The 14473-nt window shown below is 51.8% G+C and carries 13 protein-coding genes; 1 reads left to right on the forward strand and 12 read right to left on the reverse strand.

Going from position 1 to position 14473, the window contains the following annotated elements:
• Positions 1-18 precede the first annotated feature (18 nt).
• From Q0859_RS19300 to Q0859_RS19320, 5 genes are all read right to left on the reverse strand, one after another.
• Entirely contained in the window at positions 19-1593 is a 1575-nt protein-coding gene (locus tag Q0859_RS19300; RefSeq protein WP_299154358.1) for an FGGY family pentulose kinase, read from the reverse strand.
• Positions 1594-1603: 10 nt separating this feature from the next.
• The gene (locus Q0859_RS19305; RefSeq protein ID WP_299154359.1) at positions 1604-2572 is read right to left on the reverse strand and encodes an ABC transporter permease; all 969 of its coding nucleotides are present in this window, start codon (positions 2570-2572) and stop codon (positions 1604-1606) included.
• Positions 2565-3563 carry an ABC transporter permease gene (locus Q0859_RS19310; RefSeq protein WP_299154360.1) on the reverse strand — a complete coding sequence of 333 codons (999 nt, stop codon included), beginning with the start codon at positions 3561-3563 and terminating at the stop codon, positions 2565-2567. The genes Q0859_RS19305 and Q0859_RS19310 overlap by 8 nt, the downstream gene beginning before the upstream one ends.
• Positions 3556-4992 (reverse strand): sugar ABC transporter ATP-binding protein, encoded by a 1437-nt coding sequence (locus tag Q0859_RS19315; RefSeq protein WP_299154361.1) that lies wholly within the window; start codon positions 4990-4992, stop codon positions 3556-3558. Before Q0859_RS19315 ends, Q0859_RS19310 begins: the two co-directional genes overlap by 8 nt.
• A 197-nt stretch (positions 4993-5189) precedes the next feature.
• Complete coding sequence (locus tag Q0859_RS19320) at positions 5190-6176, reverse strand: substrate-binding domain-containing protein (protein ID WP_299154362.1); 987 nt, start codon at positions 6174-6176, stop codon at positions 5190-5192.
• 123 nt (positions 6177-6299) lie between these two features.
• Between Q0859_RS19320 and Q0859_RS19325 the strand changes: the two genes are divergently transcribed.
• A complete protein-coding gene (locus tag Q0859_RS19325) occupies positions 6300-7313 on the forward strand; it encodes a LacI family DNA-binding transcriptional regulator (RefSeq protein ID WP_299154363.1) in 1014 nt (337 codons plus the stop codon).
• A gap of 161 nt (positions 7314-7474) precedes the next feature.
• Here Q0859_RS19325 and Q0859_RS19330 read toward each other — a convergent pair whose 3' ends face one another.
• The 7 genes from Q0859_RS19330 to Q0859_RS19360 form a co-directional block, all read right to left on the reverse strand.
• A complete protein-coding gene (locus tag Q0859_RS19330; protein WP_299154364.1) occupies positions 7475-8482 on the reverse strand; it encodes an IS30 family transposase in 1008 nt (335 codons plus the stop codon).
• Positions 8483-8616: 134 nt separating this feature from the next.
• Positions 8617-9846 carry a DNA phosphorothioation-associated DGQHR protein 1 gene (locus Q0859_RS19335; protein WP_299154365.1) on the reverse strand — a complete coding sequence of 410 codons (1230 nt, stop codon included), beginning with the start codon at positions 9844-9846 and terminating at the stop codon, positions 8617-8619.
• Complete coding sequence (locus tag Q0859_RS19340) at positions 9846-10388, reverse strand: hypothetical protein (RefSeq protein WP_299154367.1); 543 nt, start codon at positions 10386-10388, stop codon at positions 9846-9848. Before Q0859_RS19340 ends, Q0859_RS19335 begins: the two co-directional genes overlap by 1 nt.
• A gap of 44 nt (positions 10389-10432) precedes the next feature.
• Positions 10433-11586, reverse strand: a protein-coding gene (locus Q0859_RS19345; protein WP_299154369.1) for an IS3 family transposase whose coding sequence is annotated in 2 segments (ribosomal slippage) — positions 10433-11310 and positions 11310-11586 — 1155 coding nt in all. Because the reading frame shifts where the segments join, the coding sequence is not laid out codon by codon here.
• Positions 11587-11787: 201 nt separating this feature from the next.
• Complete coding sequence (locus tag Q0859_RS19350; protein ID WP_299154370.1) at positions 11788-12219, reverse strand: DNA phosphorothioation-associated protein 4; 432 nt, start codon at positions 12217-12219, stop codon at positions 11788-11790.
• Positions 12209-14260 carry an AAA family ATPase gene (locus Q0859_RS19355; RefSeq protein WP_299154372.1) on the reverse strand — a complete coding sequence of 684 codons (2052 nt, stop codon included), beginning with the start codon at positions 14258-14260 and terminating at the stop codon, positions 12209-12211. Before Q0859_RS19355 ends, Q0859_RS19350 begins: the two co-directional genes overlap by 11 nt.
• Positions 14257-14445, reverse strand: a complete 189-nt coding sequence (locus Q0859_RS19360; protein ID WP_212706534.1) for a hypothetical protein — start codon at positions 14443-14445, stop codon at positions 14257-14259. The genes Q0859_RS19355 and Q0859_RS19360 overlap by 4 nt, the downstream gene beginning before the upstream one ends.
• Positions 14446-14473: the final 28 nt, after the last annotated feature.

The following is a 14473-nucleotide window of genomic DNA, read 5'->3' on the forward strand; positions in this document are numbered from 1 at the left end:
GATATCCTGTATGTTTGGTTATGTGGTGACTGCGACAGGCGCGGCGGCTGGTGCTGCATCATCTTCGTAATGGGCGCAAAATACTGCGTAGCGCGCAGTGTGCATTTCTGTTGCGATTGGGTTTGGTGAAATAATGCGAGCCGCGCGGACCGCGCACCCTTGAGAGATTGGAAAATCATCTCCGAGCGGCGCGGCAGCAGCGATTGCAGCACCGAGCAAGACGGGTTCGGGTGTCTCGGCAACGAGGACATCACATCCCGTGGCATCGGCATAGATCTGCACCAAAAGCGCAGACTGGGCATGGCCCCCGCTCAGGTGTAGCTTGTCAATTGGTACGCCATGCGCCCTCATTGCATCGATGATTTGGCGCGTGCCGTAGGCGATGCTGGCGCAGGCAGCCCAATAGACCTTGAGGAAGGTCTCGCCCGGCTCCTCCAATGTCAGCCCCATGATAGCGCCGCGTAGGTCGGGGTTTGCATAGGGGGAGCGGTTGCCGATAAAGTCAGGTAGGACCATGACGTCTTTACCCTGATCAGGGTCTGTTGCCATACGCTCCATCAGCGTTTCGGAGATCGGGCCGTGGGGCGCATCCCCGAATGATTGCGCTCTTGCAAACAATACAACGATTTGGTCCAGCATGGCGCCGGTCGCACTTTGCCCGCCTTCGAGTGCATGGAGTCCGCTTTTGACTGCCCCGTAGTAGGGTCCCCAGACACCAGATACTTCGATGCGATTTTTCGTTAGGGCGATATGGCAATTCGATGTGCCAGCAATCAGAGCGAGGCGTGTTTCTGGCGTGTCATCTGTAAACAGTCCAGAAGTTCCAAGAGCGCCTGCATGCGCATCAATTAATCCGACGGCCACGTGGCACTGCGTGGTCAGGCCAAGATCATCCGCTGCGGATTGCGTTAATGCGCCAAGCGGTGCGCCAATCTCGCAAGCCGTGTCGGGCAGGGCAGCGCGTGCGCGCAGATCCGGCAGCCCGACTTGATTAAAGAACCGATCATCCCAGCATCCATTGTCGGCGTCGTAAGTCCATTTGCATCCCACCGTGCAAATTGAGCGTTCGTTTTCGCCCGTGCAGCGCCACGCCAGATAATCGGCGAGATCAGCGGCATACCCCAGTTTATTCCAAAGCTCAGGCCGCTGGCGCTTGAGCCACATGAGTTTGGGAATTTGCATTTCGAGAGATATCGCGCCGCCAAGATTGTTCAGTACAGACGCGCCTGTCGCATTGCATATGCCAGCCTCCGCACTCGCACGGTGGTCCATCCACATGATGATGTTCCAACCTTCGCCGCCTTCGCTCAGGGGCAAGGGTGCGTGATTTTGATCCAGCAAGACCAGTGAGCAAGTAGCGCTGAATGATAGGCTGATCACCTCGTCTGGCGCGACATTTGCCTGTGCAACCGCGCCTTTTGTAGCGGCGCAAATGGCTGACCATATATCGGTTGAGGATTGCTCGACATGGTTGGGCGCCGGGCGGTGGATGGCGATGGTCTGCTTTGCCGTGCCCAGTAATGTTCCGTTTTGATCAAACACGCCGCACCGCGCGCTGCCGGACCCCACATCAATTCCGAGTACATAGGTCATTTGAGGTCCTTCACGTCTTTGACTGGAACGGCGCGCGCAGGATCATGACAAGGATCAAAAACCCGCCCCAAGCTGCTGTCGCTAAGTGCTGGCTTGCGCCCATCAGGTTCATGCCGGATGCGATAACTTGCAGGCTGATTAAGCCAACGGCCAAGGGCAGCACGCGCCCAAAGCCGCCAAACGGGTTTGCACCCGCCAGAAAACACGCAAGGATCGTGATGAGCAGATAGCTTTCGCCGTGACCCACGCGTACCGAATTAAAGCGCGCCAACATCAAAAAGCCTGCAAGCCCGGACAGCGCACCGGATAGCCCATAAACCCAAACCAATACGCGGTTCACATCGATGCCTGAAAACAGTGTTGCCTTGGGGTTCGAGCCGACCATATGGATCGAGAACCCAAGTTTAGTGAATTGCATAATGTAAAAGCAAACTGCGACCGCAGCGAGGAATATCCACATTGGAATAGGAACACCAAACAATGTGCCGTGGCCGATGATTTCAAATACCGGGGGCATGCCGGATATATCGCCGCCCCGGGTCAGTAATTCACCCAAGCCACGCAAGAAAATCATCGCGCCCAACGTCACAAGGATCGGATGCGCACCGACATAGGCGACCATTGCCCCGACGAGCATGCCAATAACCAGACCCGTCAAAACGGCGACAATCAACGCAATCGGTAGAGCAAGACCGCCATTTTCCAACAAGAACTTCTGAACGATGAAGGCCGCCGCCAATCCGCAGATATTGGCTGTAAATGTCACGGCAAGGTTCAGGCCACCCGCGATGATTGGAATGAACATAGCAAGGGTCAGCAATCCAAGCTCGGGCAGTTGAAACGCCATGGAGCGGAAAATGCCGACCGAAAGAAAATTTGGCGCAATCCCGGCAAAACACAAAACTGACAGAGCAAGGAATGCCACCATCGCGGTCAGTTCTATGCGGTCGCCTGACCAGCCTTGAAATAGCTTACGCATCTGTTGCGCCTCCCTTTGTGGATCTGCGTGTTTGGGGAAAAATACGGTCAAGGTTCGTGGCCGTAATGGCGCACAGAATGATAGCACCAACGATCATTTTGAACGCGAAGGGTGAAATTCCCAAAAGGTTCAGCCCGTTCTGGATCAACGCCAAGAGCATCACGCCCAAAACTGCCCCAAGCACTGTGCCCCGACCGCCGCCCAAAACAGCGCCGCCAAGAACAACAGCGGCGAGGATATCCAGCTCGCGACCATAAAGGGCATTTGGCACGACCTCGCGCACGATATGGGCCTGCATTAGTCCTGCGATACCGGCACACAATCCAAGCCAGCCATAAGCGAACCCTTGGATCAACGCGACATTGATGCCAGAGCGGCGTGCGGCGTCCGGGTTTGAGCCAAAGCCATAAATCTGGCGGCCAAACCCTGTTCGGGAGAGGATAAACCATGTCGCCACGACCATGACGACCATGACAAGCACTGGCAGGTATAGCGTGGCCGAACCGCGCTCCAATTCAACGCTAAAGATCGAAACACGCGCGTAAAGCCAGTCAGGTATCGTGTAGATCGAACGTCCACGTGACAAATACATTAGCAATCCAAAGAACACATTGAACGTTCCGATAGTGACGATGATCGAAACGATCCGAAATCTATGAATGAACAATGCGTTTATCAGACCCAAACTAATGCCTGTCGCGCCGGCCAACAGCAGGCCAATGGCCCAGTTTCCGCCGCCCATTGAAATAAGCAAGGTCACAACAACGTACTGTACGACTGAGGCGGCAACCGAGAAGGAAATATCGATCCCTCCCGCCACAAGAACGACCACAAGGCCAACCGCGAAGATGATGTTCACCGACTGGTTGTTGAGCAGATCAAAGATGTTCTGAATGGATGCGAAGCTGTCTGTTGTCACGGTCAAAAGGACTGACAGGCAGATGATGAGAAGGCCAAGAATACCCTCGGCAGATGCAAATACCTTACGCATTGATCATCTCCTCCAGTGTCTCTTCACTCACGGTTGCGGGCTTCAGATCCTTGTGAATTTTGCCGCCTCGCAGGATTAGAACGCGGTCTGCATGTGTATGGATCTCGCTGGCCTCATCGCTGATGAGAATGATGGCCATTCCCTTTGCGGCCAGATCACGCACAATTTCAAAAATGCCTGCCTTAGCGCCCACGTCCACGCCAACAGTGGGCGCATCGAGGATCAGAACTTTGGGGTTGGTCGCGAGCCATTTAGCCAAAACGATGCGTTGTTGATTGCCGCCTGACAGTGACGACACAGGCAAGCGCGGGTCGCTGACCTTGGTTTTCAGCTGTGTGATCCACTCTGTGCACAAAGCGCTGAGGCGTTTGGGCGAGAGGTAGAAGGAAGGTTTCGCAAGATCATCAAGGACTGTTGAGGCCGTGTTTTTGATAATGGACTGGCTTTGCACCAGGCCAAGGTTCAAGCGGTCCTCGGAAACATAGGCTACCCCAGCCGCAATCGCATCGCGGCTGTTACGAAAGTTCACCGGTTTGCCGTCAATCAGGATTGCGCCTTCGTCAGCTTGCGTCATGCCAAAGAGTGACAGCGCAATTTCCGTGCGGCCTGATCCCATGAGGCCGGTCAATCCAAGGATTTCGCCGCGCCGTACCGAGAACGAGATGTCTTCGTATTCCGCATCACATGACAGGCCGCGCACTTCTATTGCGGTCTCCCCAAAGCTCTCAGTGCCACGGGGCTGCTCATTCAGGTCTAAGCCGGTCATCAGTGTGGAAAGCTTTTTCTGGGTCATCCCTTCGGTCGGGTAGGATCCAACGAAAGCACCATCGCGCAAGACTGTAACGCGCTCGCAGACGTCGAGCACTTCGGCCAGACGGTGACTGACAAAGACAATTGAAATACCGTCCGCAGAAAGCTTGCGCACGATGTCTAGCAACGTCTGAGTTTCTTTGCGGGTAAGGGAAGCTGTCGGCTCATCCATAAAGATGATCCGCGCATTCGCGTCCAGCACGCGGCAAATGGCGACCAATTGCCGTTTAGCAATACTGAGATCGCTCAGTTTGGCATGCGGATCCAACTTAACCCCCAGTCGCGTAATGATCTGTGCGGCGCGGTCGGTTTTTGCCGCAGTGTCACGCGATGCAAAAGGAGCCTTGATGAAGCTGTCAAAAGTGATGTTTTCCGCAACTGTCAGGTCGGGAAACAGTGCAAGATCTTGCCAAATCACGTGCACGCCATGACGCTTTGCATCGGTCGGGGACACGCGCGCGGCAGAGGCGCTGTCATAAAAGCTGATCTGCGCGCCAGGCTCTGGCGTGTTCACCCCGTTGATCACTTTGATCAAGGTGCTTTTCCCACAGCCGTTCTCACCGGCAAGGCAGTGAACTTCACCCACTTTCAAATCGAAAGAAACATCCTCAAGCGCCACAAAGGCCCCGAATTTCTGGGTCACGTTTTGAGCGCGAAGTGCATAGTCCGGCATTGAAATGCTCCATTGCAAAGACATGGACCAGCCAAATTGGATGGCCAAACAGGCTTTGCGAAATTGTGTAGGTGTTAGACAAGTCCGTGGGGCGCCTGTTGGTCAAGCGCCCCACGAGTCAGGCTTGGGAGAAACCTGTTAGATCAAAGGCCCATCTCAGCAAGGGCATCAACCGTGTCCTTGCTGAGCGCGAGCGGCTTGTTGGCAAAGATATTGTTGCCTTCAAGCACGATCTCGCCAAGCAGTGGAAGATCGGCTCCGTCGGTGATTTCACCACCTTCAACAAGCATATTGCCAAGCTCGACGAATACCTTGCCAGCCTCAAGTGGGCTCCAGACGAAACCGCCTGTGATCGCGCCATCATGGACCAGCTGACGGCCCTGACCTGCAGAAAACAGCCCAACGACAGCAACTTCACCGGACAGACCGCGTTCCTCAACGGCGCGTGCTGCTCCGATCGGGCCTTGGCTGCCAAATGCTAGAATACCCGCCAAGTCGGGGTTTGCACGCATCAGATCCAATGTCGTGTTGCGGCTGTCGTCAACGCTTTCAGCAACGCCAAATCGTTCAGCAACTTGGGTCATGTCCGGGCAGTTTTCTTCGAGGTAGGCAACTGCTGCATCCGCCCAAGCGTTATGAGCCGGAACGGTCAATCCGCCGACGTAAACGGCATAACCACCTTCACAGCCTGTTGCTTCTTGGAACAATTCGGCATGAGCCACGCCCAGATCGTTTGAAGATACCAGTTCAAAGTTGAAGTCGTTGTTTACTGTGTCTGGTGATTCATGGGTAATGACTTTGATGCCAGCTGCGCGAGCTCGCTCAAGAACTGGTTCAAGCACTTGCGCATCGTTTGGCACAACGCCGATGACGTCGACGCCGCGGGCAATGAGGTCTTCGATCGCGCGGACCTGTAGAGCAGGGTCATCGCTAGTCGGGCCGACCATAAAGGCGTTGATGCCTAACTCTTCTGCGCGCTGTTCGATGCCTGCTTCCATCGCATTGAACCACGGAATACCGCCAATTTTTACGACCACGCCGATGGTGGTTTCTGCCGAAACGGCAAGCGGGGCCGTAGTAAATAAAGCAACAGCCGCAACTGTGCTCATGAATTTCGAAATGCCTTTCATGGCGTCCTCCCTATAACCGACCTCCCGCCGGTTTATTGCACAATCGATCACGCATCAATGCACAATCGATTGTGCTACGTTGCGCAATTGCCCACGAAGTGTCAATATCTTTTAGAAATCTTAATGCGGATGCGGGCTTTGGCGGATCAAAACACCAAGAAAACAACGATCTATGACCTCGCGCAGTTGGCGGGGACGTCTGCGGGCACTGTCAGCGCTGTGTTGAACGGCAACTGGAAAAAGCGTCGAATCAGCGAGAAATTGGCTACCAAGGTGCGCAACCTTGCGGATGAACACGGCTATGCTCTCAACATGCAGGCGAGCACCTTGCGCAAAGAAAAATCGGGCATCATCGGTATGGTGGTTCCGATGTATGATAACCGCTATTTCAGTTCCATTGCGCAAACTTTTGAAAAAATGGCGCGCGCGGCCGGGTATTTTCCGATCGTGACTTGTACACAGCGTGATCCCGAACTCGAGTTAACCGCTGCGCGCACGATGCTGGCCTATCAAGTCGAATACCTGATCTGCACGGGTGCCACCGATCCGGACAAAATCCATGATCTGTGCGCGCCAGCGGGTGTGCCGACACTGAACTTGGATCTTCCCGGTAAAAAGGCATCTTCTGTCATTTCAAATAACTATGCGGGCGCGTTCAAACTAACCCAGAAGATTCTGGCGGCTGCCTCGGAGCGATCGCAAGGGTCGCTATTTGTGGGTGGGCGCGAGGCGGATCACAACACCCAAGAAAGGATCAGAGGTTTTAGGGATGCGCATGCGGAGATCGGGATAACAGTTACAGAGGGTCAAATTCTGGCCTGTGGATATGCATCGGAAAAAGCTTCTGCCGCTCTATCGACTTTCCTGAAAGATGCCGTTGAGCCTCCTGCGGCGATGTTTGTTAATTCGACAATTTCGCTCGAGGGTGTGGTAACCAGTCTTCGTGAAAAAGACCGTGCGCTTCAGGATAACATCGTGATCGGATGTTTTGACTGGGATCCGTTTGCGGCTCTTTTGGGGGACCACATTTTTATGGTGCGTCAAGATGTGGAAACGATGATGAACGCAGTGTTTTCGATGATCAACGAAGGCAATCACGACGAGCTTCGCACGATTGAAGTACCTCCGATCTTGTGAAGTCCGGGCCTCGCTAGAACGTCCCGAAGCTCAAAGCGGTTTGCGGGGCTCAAGCCGCGCAATGTACATATAATTTTCCCAGGGGGTCGATTAAGTATCTATAATATAAACAAATTTTATGTGAACTCGCGGTGAAGCGCAATTTCGATAGCTTTTGTTTATCAGGGCGATGATGCTCCTTCCACAAGTTTTACGCGGAACACTTCAGCAGGCGTTTGATAGCCCAGACACTTTCTGGGGGTGGCGTTGAGGCGGTCGCAAATCGACTTCAAATATCGATTTGTGAATGACGTTGGATCAGACTTGCGGGGAAGGTAACGGCGCAGACGATTGTTGGTGTTCTCAACAGTACCCTTTTGCCAAGGAGCGGACGGGTCGCAGAACCACGGATCAGCGCCAAGACCGTCCTTCATATGCTGCCAGGCACTGAACTCTGTTCCACGATCAAAGGTGATCGATTGGCGAGCATGGGCTGGGAGGGACGACAGGCTATTAATCAGGCCTTCCATCACTGGCTTGGAGTGTCTGTCGGGGTTCTTCAGAACGAGTGCGAACCGACTAACGCGCTCGACCAATGATGTGACATTCGCCTTGCCAAATTCCTTTCGGAACATGACCAGATCACACTCCCAATGTCCGAACTCAGTGCGATCCCCAACGACATCAGGACGGTGTTTTATGGCCAGTTCATCAAGGAATTTGCGCCCATGATGCTTACGCATCCCGCGCGGCCTGCGGTTACGCCGATGACGTGGTAGATGCTGATAGAACTTCTCAGCACGGCCATCCTTTGAATAAGCGTAACGGTAGATCGTCTCGTGACTGACGCGCATTGGATGACGCTCCAGCCGCATGCGCCCAGCAATCTGTTCAGGCGACCAGCCCACATCAAAACCACTTCGCACAGCGGCCATGATCTCAGGATAGCGGATCAGTTTGCGATGCACCGCGCGACGCTGTTCGTATTTGTCCTGCGCATTCATAGCATGGTAGCCATTCAGCTGCGGTAGCTCGGTATCAGAATAGTAGTTCCGCTTGATCTCACGATGAATTGTCGATCGGTCACGCCCAAGCGTTTCAGCGATCTTGGTCTTTGTTGCTTTCGCCTGAAGCATCGTTGCTAAGATTCTGCGTTCATCCAGGCTTAATTTGCGGTAGGGTTGTCTCATCACATCCTCCTGATCTGCATCAAGAATTTATCTAGTGATGCAATCCAAAATGGAATGTGCCCTTAGGGAAGAGAAAAATCGTATAATGAAGTTTATGTTAAATTTTTGAGGTCTGGTCAGGTATTCAAATAGTTTCAAATTCCTATAGCGCCCTCAATTGCTTTGCGGATGAAGGTGCGACCAGAGCCTGAGGCATTTTGGAATTCAGTTGAGGAGAAATCGATCTCTTTGGCTGGGGTCAGAATTTTTTCGAAATACCCAGAGCTTATGTTCCTCTCTTCAAACGCATCCGATGCTAGCTTTCGCAGTATATCGAAAATGGCTTGCACACCTATGGTCCGAAAGATGTAAGAACCCTCGTTCGCGTTTTCCCAAAAAACACTATCTGCCGCTTTTAGATAGTTTAGCACCATCTTGAAGATCACAGCATCGTTGCCTTCGACGTAAGCGCTTCTCAGAGGAGATTTGTCCTTGGGGCCTTCCAAAAGCACATCTCTGGTATGAGCGTCGCCTTCGCGCATTAGATTGGCGTCTCGCTTTGGGTTACTCGAATAGAGTCTCATAATTCCGTCAACCGCAACGGCAGTCGAAATGCGCCATGTGGCTTCAGAGGCAATCTTCTCTAACTTAGAGTCTCGCTTTGGCGCGACCATGATACGGCCTCGCAAGGGTGAGTCCGTATCCGTTGCTAGCTTTCGGGCAAAAAAGACGGCCAATTTGTCTGGAGTCCAATACTCTTCTGGCTCGTCGGAAACATTATATCCAAATAGTTCAAACGTTAGACTGCGATCTACTCGCTTCTGTGTGGAGTTAATCGTTGCAAAGATTTGGGCTTGCAGGGCTTTGGGAAGGTCTATGAAGACGGAACAAATCAGGTTCATGCTCTGCAGAGCTTCTGGATTAGCTTTTGCAAAAGAGAACAACCTGTGTTGACCATCAATCACTGCCGCAAGCTTTGCTTCCGATGGGATCGTCAGTTTGTGACAACCGTCATCTAACACCTGAACGCTCCATGCACTGGAGACAGCGCCGGACTCCTCGCCTTCTTCCGCCGCGATATCTTCATTCTCGGCTTGGTCAAATCCGGTCTCTCGGTCGTAGTTCGCAGCGACAATGATTGAGTTCGGAAAGGCTGCATCGACACGATTAATGTAAGCAGCGATTTCTGATAGGCGGTTATCCTTTATCACCCGTTGTGTACCTTCAAGCGAATAGCCCACTCCGTCTGGATTAAGAGATGCGCTCATCCTGTCGCTTGCGCAGACGCGAAGCAACAGCTCGGCTGGAAGTACAGCAACATAAAAACTGCCGAGACGCTGATCGACCCGTAAAGCGGGTATTGTAACAGGGAATTGAATATCCATTAATCTACCTTAAACTCATTTAAGTTACCCTTTATGGTTCGGGCAGTACTCCCGCCAGCAGCGGCATCGATGGGAGCATTTCTATAGGTCAAGTCGTCTCCATTCGTGAACCACCAAAACCAAACTGCTAGAATGCCAAAGCCAATCGCGGCGTAGAGGCATAGTATAGGGTGAAGTGAAAAGAATGCTGCAATGAGACCAACTCCCACGAAGGAAGGAATACATACAAGTAGCGAAAATGATATTAGGATCTTGTCCGAACTATCAGTCGACTTCAATATTAACTGAAGGGAAGCAGAGCCGATCAGTGCAGGAAAAAAGGTAGACAAGGCCGTAAGAAGACCATCAACTTTCCAGTTTTGATTGAGTTGGCTCTTCGCAACCTCAACCCAGATCCCTAGCCCACCCAAAACAACGATTGCGAGAATAAAATAAAATACGAAGGGCACACTTTTGAACGGTGCGAAAGTACGCCGCCGCATTTCGCGACCTAGATACTGCCAATCACCCAGTTGGTCGGGGTTCGTGTCTTTGCTACTCAATTGCCTGAGCTACTCCCCATTTGTTGGACAGTTTCCAGCGTAAATTAAGCTACTTTTTGGGCCTGCTGATCGGGGTTAGTTGTTTCAATTCGCTGCCAGTAGATCACGGCAGGTGGTTTGCCGCCAAGGGCGGAATGTGGGCGCTTGTCATTGTAGAAGTCGATCCACTTCCTGACGCCTGCCTTCGCCTCTGATCCGGTTTCCCAGGCATGCAGGTACACGCATTCATATTTCAAAGACCGCCAGAGCCGTTCGACGAAGATGTTGTCGAGGAAACGGCCTTTGCCATCCATCGAGATGCGCACGTTTGATCGTCGCAGCCGGTCTGTCCAAGCAAACGACGTAAACTGGCTGCCCTGATCTGTGTTCATAATGTCCGGCGGGCCGAACTTGTGAATGGCCTCATTCAAGGCATCAACGCAAAACTCGGCTTCCAATGTGTTTGAGATACGCCAGGTCAGAACCTTGCGGGTGTGCCAGTCCATGATCGCGACCAGATATAGAAAGCCACGCCGCATCGGCAGGTAGGTGATGTCTGCACACCAGACCTGATTGGGCCGATCAACGCGCAACCCGCGCAGCAAATAGGGGTATATCTTGTGCCCCTTTGCCGCCTTGCTGGTGTTGGGCTTCTGATAGATCGGCATCAAACCCATTAGCCGCATGAGACGGCGGATGCGCTTCTCGTTCACGAAATGATCCTCATTGCGCAGGTGCCAGGTCATCTGGCGCACGCCGTAGAAAGGCGTCTCCAGGAACTGCTTGTCGATCACACGCATCAGATCGAGGTTCATCTCACTCTCGCCCTTTGGCTCATAGTAAAATGACGACCGTGAGATCGACAGCAGCGCACATTGTTTGCCAACTGACAGGCCAGGCAGGTTCGGCTCAATCATCCTACACCTCACTAGCCGGTCCAGGGTTTGAGCTTTCTTGCCAAAAAATCGTTGGCGACGGCCAACTCCCCGATCTTGGCATGGAGGTCTTTGACCTGCTCTTCATCAACTTCCGGTGCCTTCCGGCCGCCACGGTCAAATACGCCTGACGCGCCTTCAAGCAAGGCACGCTTCCATTGATGGATCATCGTTGGATGGACGCCGAACCGACTGGCCAGTTCGCTGACCGTTTCCTCGCCCTTCAGCGCCTCTAATGCCACCTTGGCCTTGAACTCTGGGTGATGTTGCTTCCGTTTCGACATTGCTGATCTCCTTCGTGTTGAAGATCAGCAGACAACAAATAACAGCTTACGTCAGTGTCCGAATTTCAGGGGGTAGCTCAGCCTTCCTCTCGCTGAATGGCGTTGTGCGCGACGAAAGTGCGAACGAGACTATGCTGCACCAAACTATCGCACCAATGCCAAGTTCGACGCGGATTCATCCCAAGCTCCCCGCAACCTTGTTCAAAAATTTGCCAACTCCGTAATGTCGTCAAGTATCGTTTGATCACCCTCTTCCCTGTGAATTAGAGAAAGAAGCCCTTCCCGCCAGTCTTGTTTTCCCTCTGAGATCTCGCGCTTCATGATCTCAAGGCCACCATTAGCATATTCTTCAAAGCAAAGGACACGCTCTACTTCGTTTGAGGGAGCCAGCATCTTTGGGTCTTTGTTCTCTTCGATCGCAATCATGCTCATGATCGTGCGATCAAAATCGCCTCTGAAAACTTCAAGATCGATCGGTTCAGAGCTCTTCTGGAAGGATTTCCGGTTGCCCCTGCGGAAGCCTAGTGCAGCTGCAAAGACAAGTGCATCCTTGAAGGTTGGGAAAATCCCTTCGTCCCGTAACTCGCTCAGCATATCTTCAAATTCGGCGGGTCGTCTTACTCTAGTGGCCAAGGTAGCCCTCCTCAATCTTGGTGAACTCAGGCCCCTCGGTACGCTTAACGTAGTCACTATCTTCCTCACGGCCCTTCGATTTTGGGGCGTGATAGATTAAGCTATACTCCTTGCCGATAAATGGGCGACACTTGTCGTCAACTTCCTTGCTCCACTGAGAGTTAGAAGCAAATATGATTACTTGATCGGCGAGATCAGGAATGTGCTGGGCGATCTTCTCACGATATTCGCGATCCAGAGCGCCAAATGGTGAATCCATGATCAGTGGATACACGCCGCCTTTAAAGAAAGTTGTTTTTGCTTTGTTACGTTCCTTTGCGAGGTTTACCAAGCTCGCAATGAAGCTCAGACTAATGACCTGGTTCTCACCCGTCGACTTCTCAGAAACGGGCTGCTTTCCTACCCCTGGTATGTCTTTGAATATTCTCAAGGTATAGTCGCTATCAATCTCCGCATAGAAGTCTTTGCGTAGGATGCTCTGGAAAGTGTCATTGACCTTGGACGAGAGATGGTGTCGCGTCTCCTCAGCTAAAGCCTCATGAAGATTGTCAATGAGACTTTTGCAGGCTTCTGCGAACTCAAGCTTCTGTCTTGCCAAGTCTTCTTTTTGAGATTTGGATTGGACTTTGTCGATCTCTTTTTTGATCTTAGCCAAGTCGTCGTTCAGCGTTTCGATCGCATCTTTCGCCTTGACGATTTTCAAGCGCTCGTCCGCTTGTAGTTGAGTCAACTCGTTCCGCCGCTCTTCAAGACGTTTTACATCTTCAATATCAGAAGACCCCAAGCTGCTACTGATCTCGTCAAGCTCTTCTGCGATCGCTTTTAGGCGTTTGTTGAATTCACTTTCTTTTGCGGACCAAATCGAGAGCTGTGCATATAGCCGGTTTCTCTCACGTGGCATTGCTCTTAGGTTGCTTACGACATCGGTAAACGCGGCCTCCAGATCCTCTCCTGTTGCCTGATCTCGATAACCTTCGAGAGCTGATCTAGCTTGCGAGCCCTCCTGTAGCTCTGTACCGCAAATGCACTTCGCGTCATGCAGCAGATCGTCGATGAAGGTGCGTCTGATTTTGTACGGCAGTTCGCCCTTCTTACGACAATCTTCTAGAACATTGGATACAGAGGTCACGGTATCGTTCAGGAAAGCCAGCGCACCAGTCTGAGAGACCAGGTCCATTCTATCTTGGCTGAGGTTCTCAAGCTCGCCTTCAATTTTGCCTTTTTCAGTCTCCAGACTTCGCCTTTGCTCTGCCTTCGCCTTCACATCAGCAATCTGCTCATAAGATGCGTTGATGGCATCAAGTTCGGTTTGAAATCCTTTGTTAGATTTCGATGCAGTTTCCCGCTCCTGTTTGCGTTGATCTATCTCAGTGTTGATCTTCGCTTCTTGCTCAAGCAGCTCGCGGTAGTCAGAAGAGGCCGTTTCACTTGCTTCTTTCCGTAAGTCCTTAATCACCAGACGCCCAAGATGATCACTGGCACGGTCGATGATCTCTAAGCCCATCAAGGTCTTGATGGCTTCTCGGATTTCACCGGATGCAGACACATTCGCGAGTTTTTCGATCCGCTCTCCATTAAAGAAGAAATACGAATGCATCTGCTCAGGTATCAATTGATTGATACGGTTGGCCGGATTTTGCGCTGTTTCGGTTCCGCCCTTTTCGTTTATCCAATGAAGGGTCGGAACAGATTTTCCGATTGCATCGACCTCCAAAGCATCACTTGTGCGCTTGAAATCTTGTTTTCGATGTACAGTGTAAGTCGAGCCTTCATGCTCAAACTTGAGCTCTAAGCTTAGCTCCGCAACTGATCCAATGGCCGTCTCGGATAAAGCAAGTTCATTTAAAATTGTTTGATTGCCAGTGTCAAAGTCTGTAGTTCCATACAGCACCCATTTGAAGGCATTTAAGAGGGAAGTTTTCCCAGAACCATTTTCACCGTGAATAACAGTTATCCTTGATGTATCATCGGAAAGAAACTTCAGCTCGCATTCCCCATAAAACTGGCGGAAGTTCTTGATTTTTAGCTGAAGTATTCTCATCTTTGATACTCCCGCTCAATAACCTGTCTGATGCGTTGCGCGATTTCTTTGTCTTTGCCAGCAGAAGCAGTGTTCTTATAGCCTTGAAATTCTTGTTCCTGCTTCAATATCTCATTTACAGCCTTTTTCACTCTGGGTGATGCTGAATCTAAAACCTCTTTTGGGGATTTGCTTCGCTCGTTCATTCTAAATGTATTCCTCTAAGTACATTGA

Source organism: uncultured Tateyamaria sp., from assembly GCF_947497045.1.
Lineage (GTDB): Bacteria > Pseudomonadota > Alphaproteobacteria > Rhodobacterales > Rhodobacteraceae > Tateyamaria.

What these genes read in the sequence shown, in the direction of transcription:
- Q0859_RS19300 (WP_299154358.1), bottom strand. Translation starts at nt 1,593, where the DNA reads ATGACCTATGTACTCGGAATTGATGTGGGGTCCGGCAGCGCGCGGTGC.
- Q0859_RS19305 (WP_299154359.1), bottom strand. Translation starts at nt 2,572, where the DNA reads ATGCGTAAGCTATTTCAAGGCTGGTCAGGCGACCGCATAGAACTGACC.
- Q0859_RS19310 (WP_299154360.1), bottom strand. Translation starts at nt 3,563, where the DNA reads ATGCGTAAGGTATTTGCATCTGCCGAGGGTATTCTTGGCCTTCTCATC.
- Q0859_RS19320 (WP_299154362.1), bottom strand. Translation starts at nt 6,176, where the DNA reads ATGAAAGGCATTTCGAAATTCATGAGCACAGTTGCGGCTGTTGCTTTA.
- Q0859_RS19325 (WP_299154363.1), top strand. Translation starts at nt 6,300, where the DNA reads ATGCGGATGCGGGCTTTGGCGGATCAAAACACCAAGAAAACAACGATC.
- Q0859_RS19330 (WP_299154364.1), bottom strand. Translation starts at nt 8,482, where the DNA reads ATGAGACAACCCTACCGCAAATTAAGCCTGGATGAACGCAGAATCTTA.
- Q0859_RS19335 (WP_299154365.1), bottom strand. Translation starts at nt 9,846, where the DNA reads ATGGATATTCAATTCCCTGTTACAATACCCGCTTTACGGGTCGATCAG.
- Q0859_RS19355 (WP_299154372.1), bottom strand. Translation starts at nt 14,260, where the DNA reads ATGAGAATACTTCAGCTAAAAATCAAGAACTTCCGCCAGTTTTATGGG.
- Q0859_RS19360 (WP_212706534.1), bottom strand. Translation starts at nt 14,445, where the DNA reads ATGAACGAGCGAAGCAAATCCCCAAAAGAGGTTTTAGATTCAGCATCA.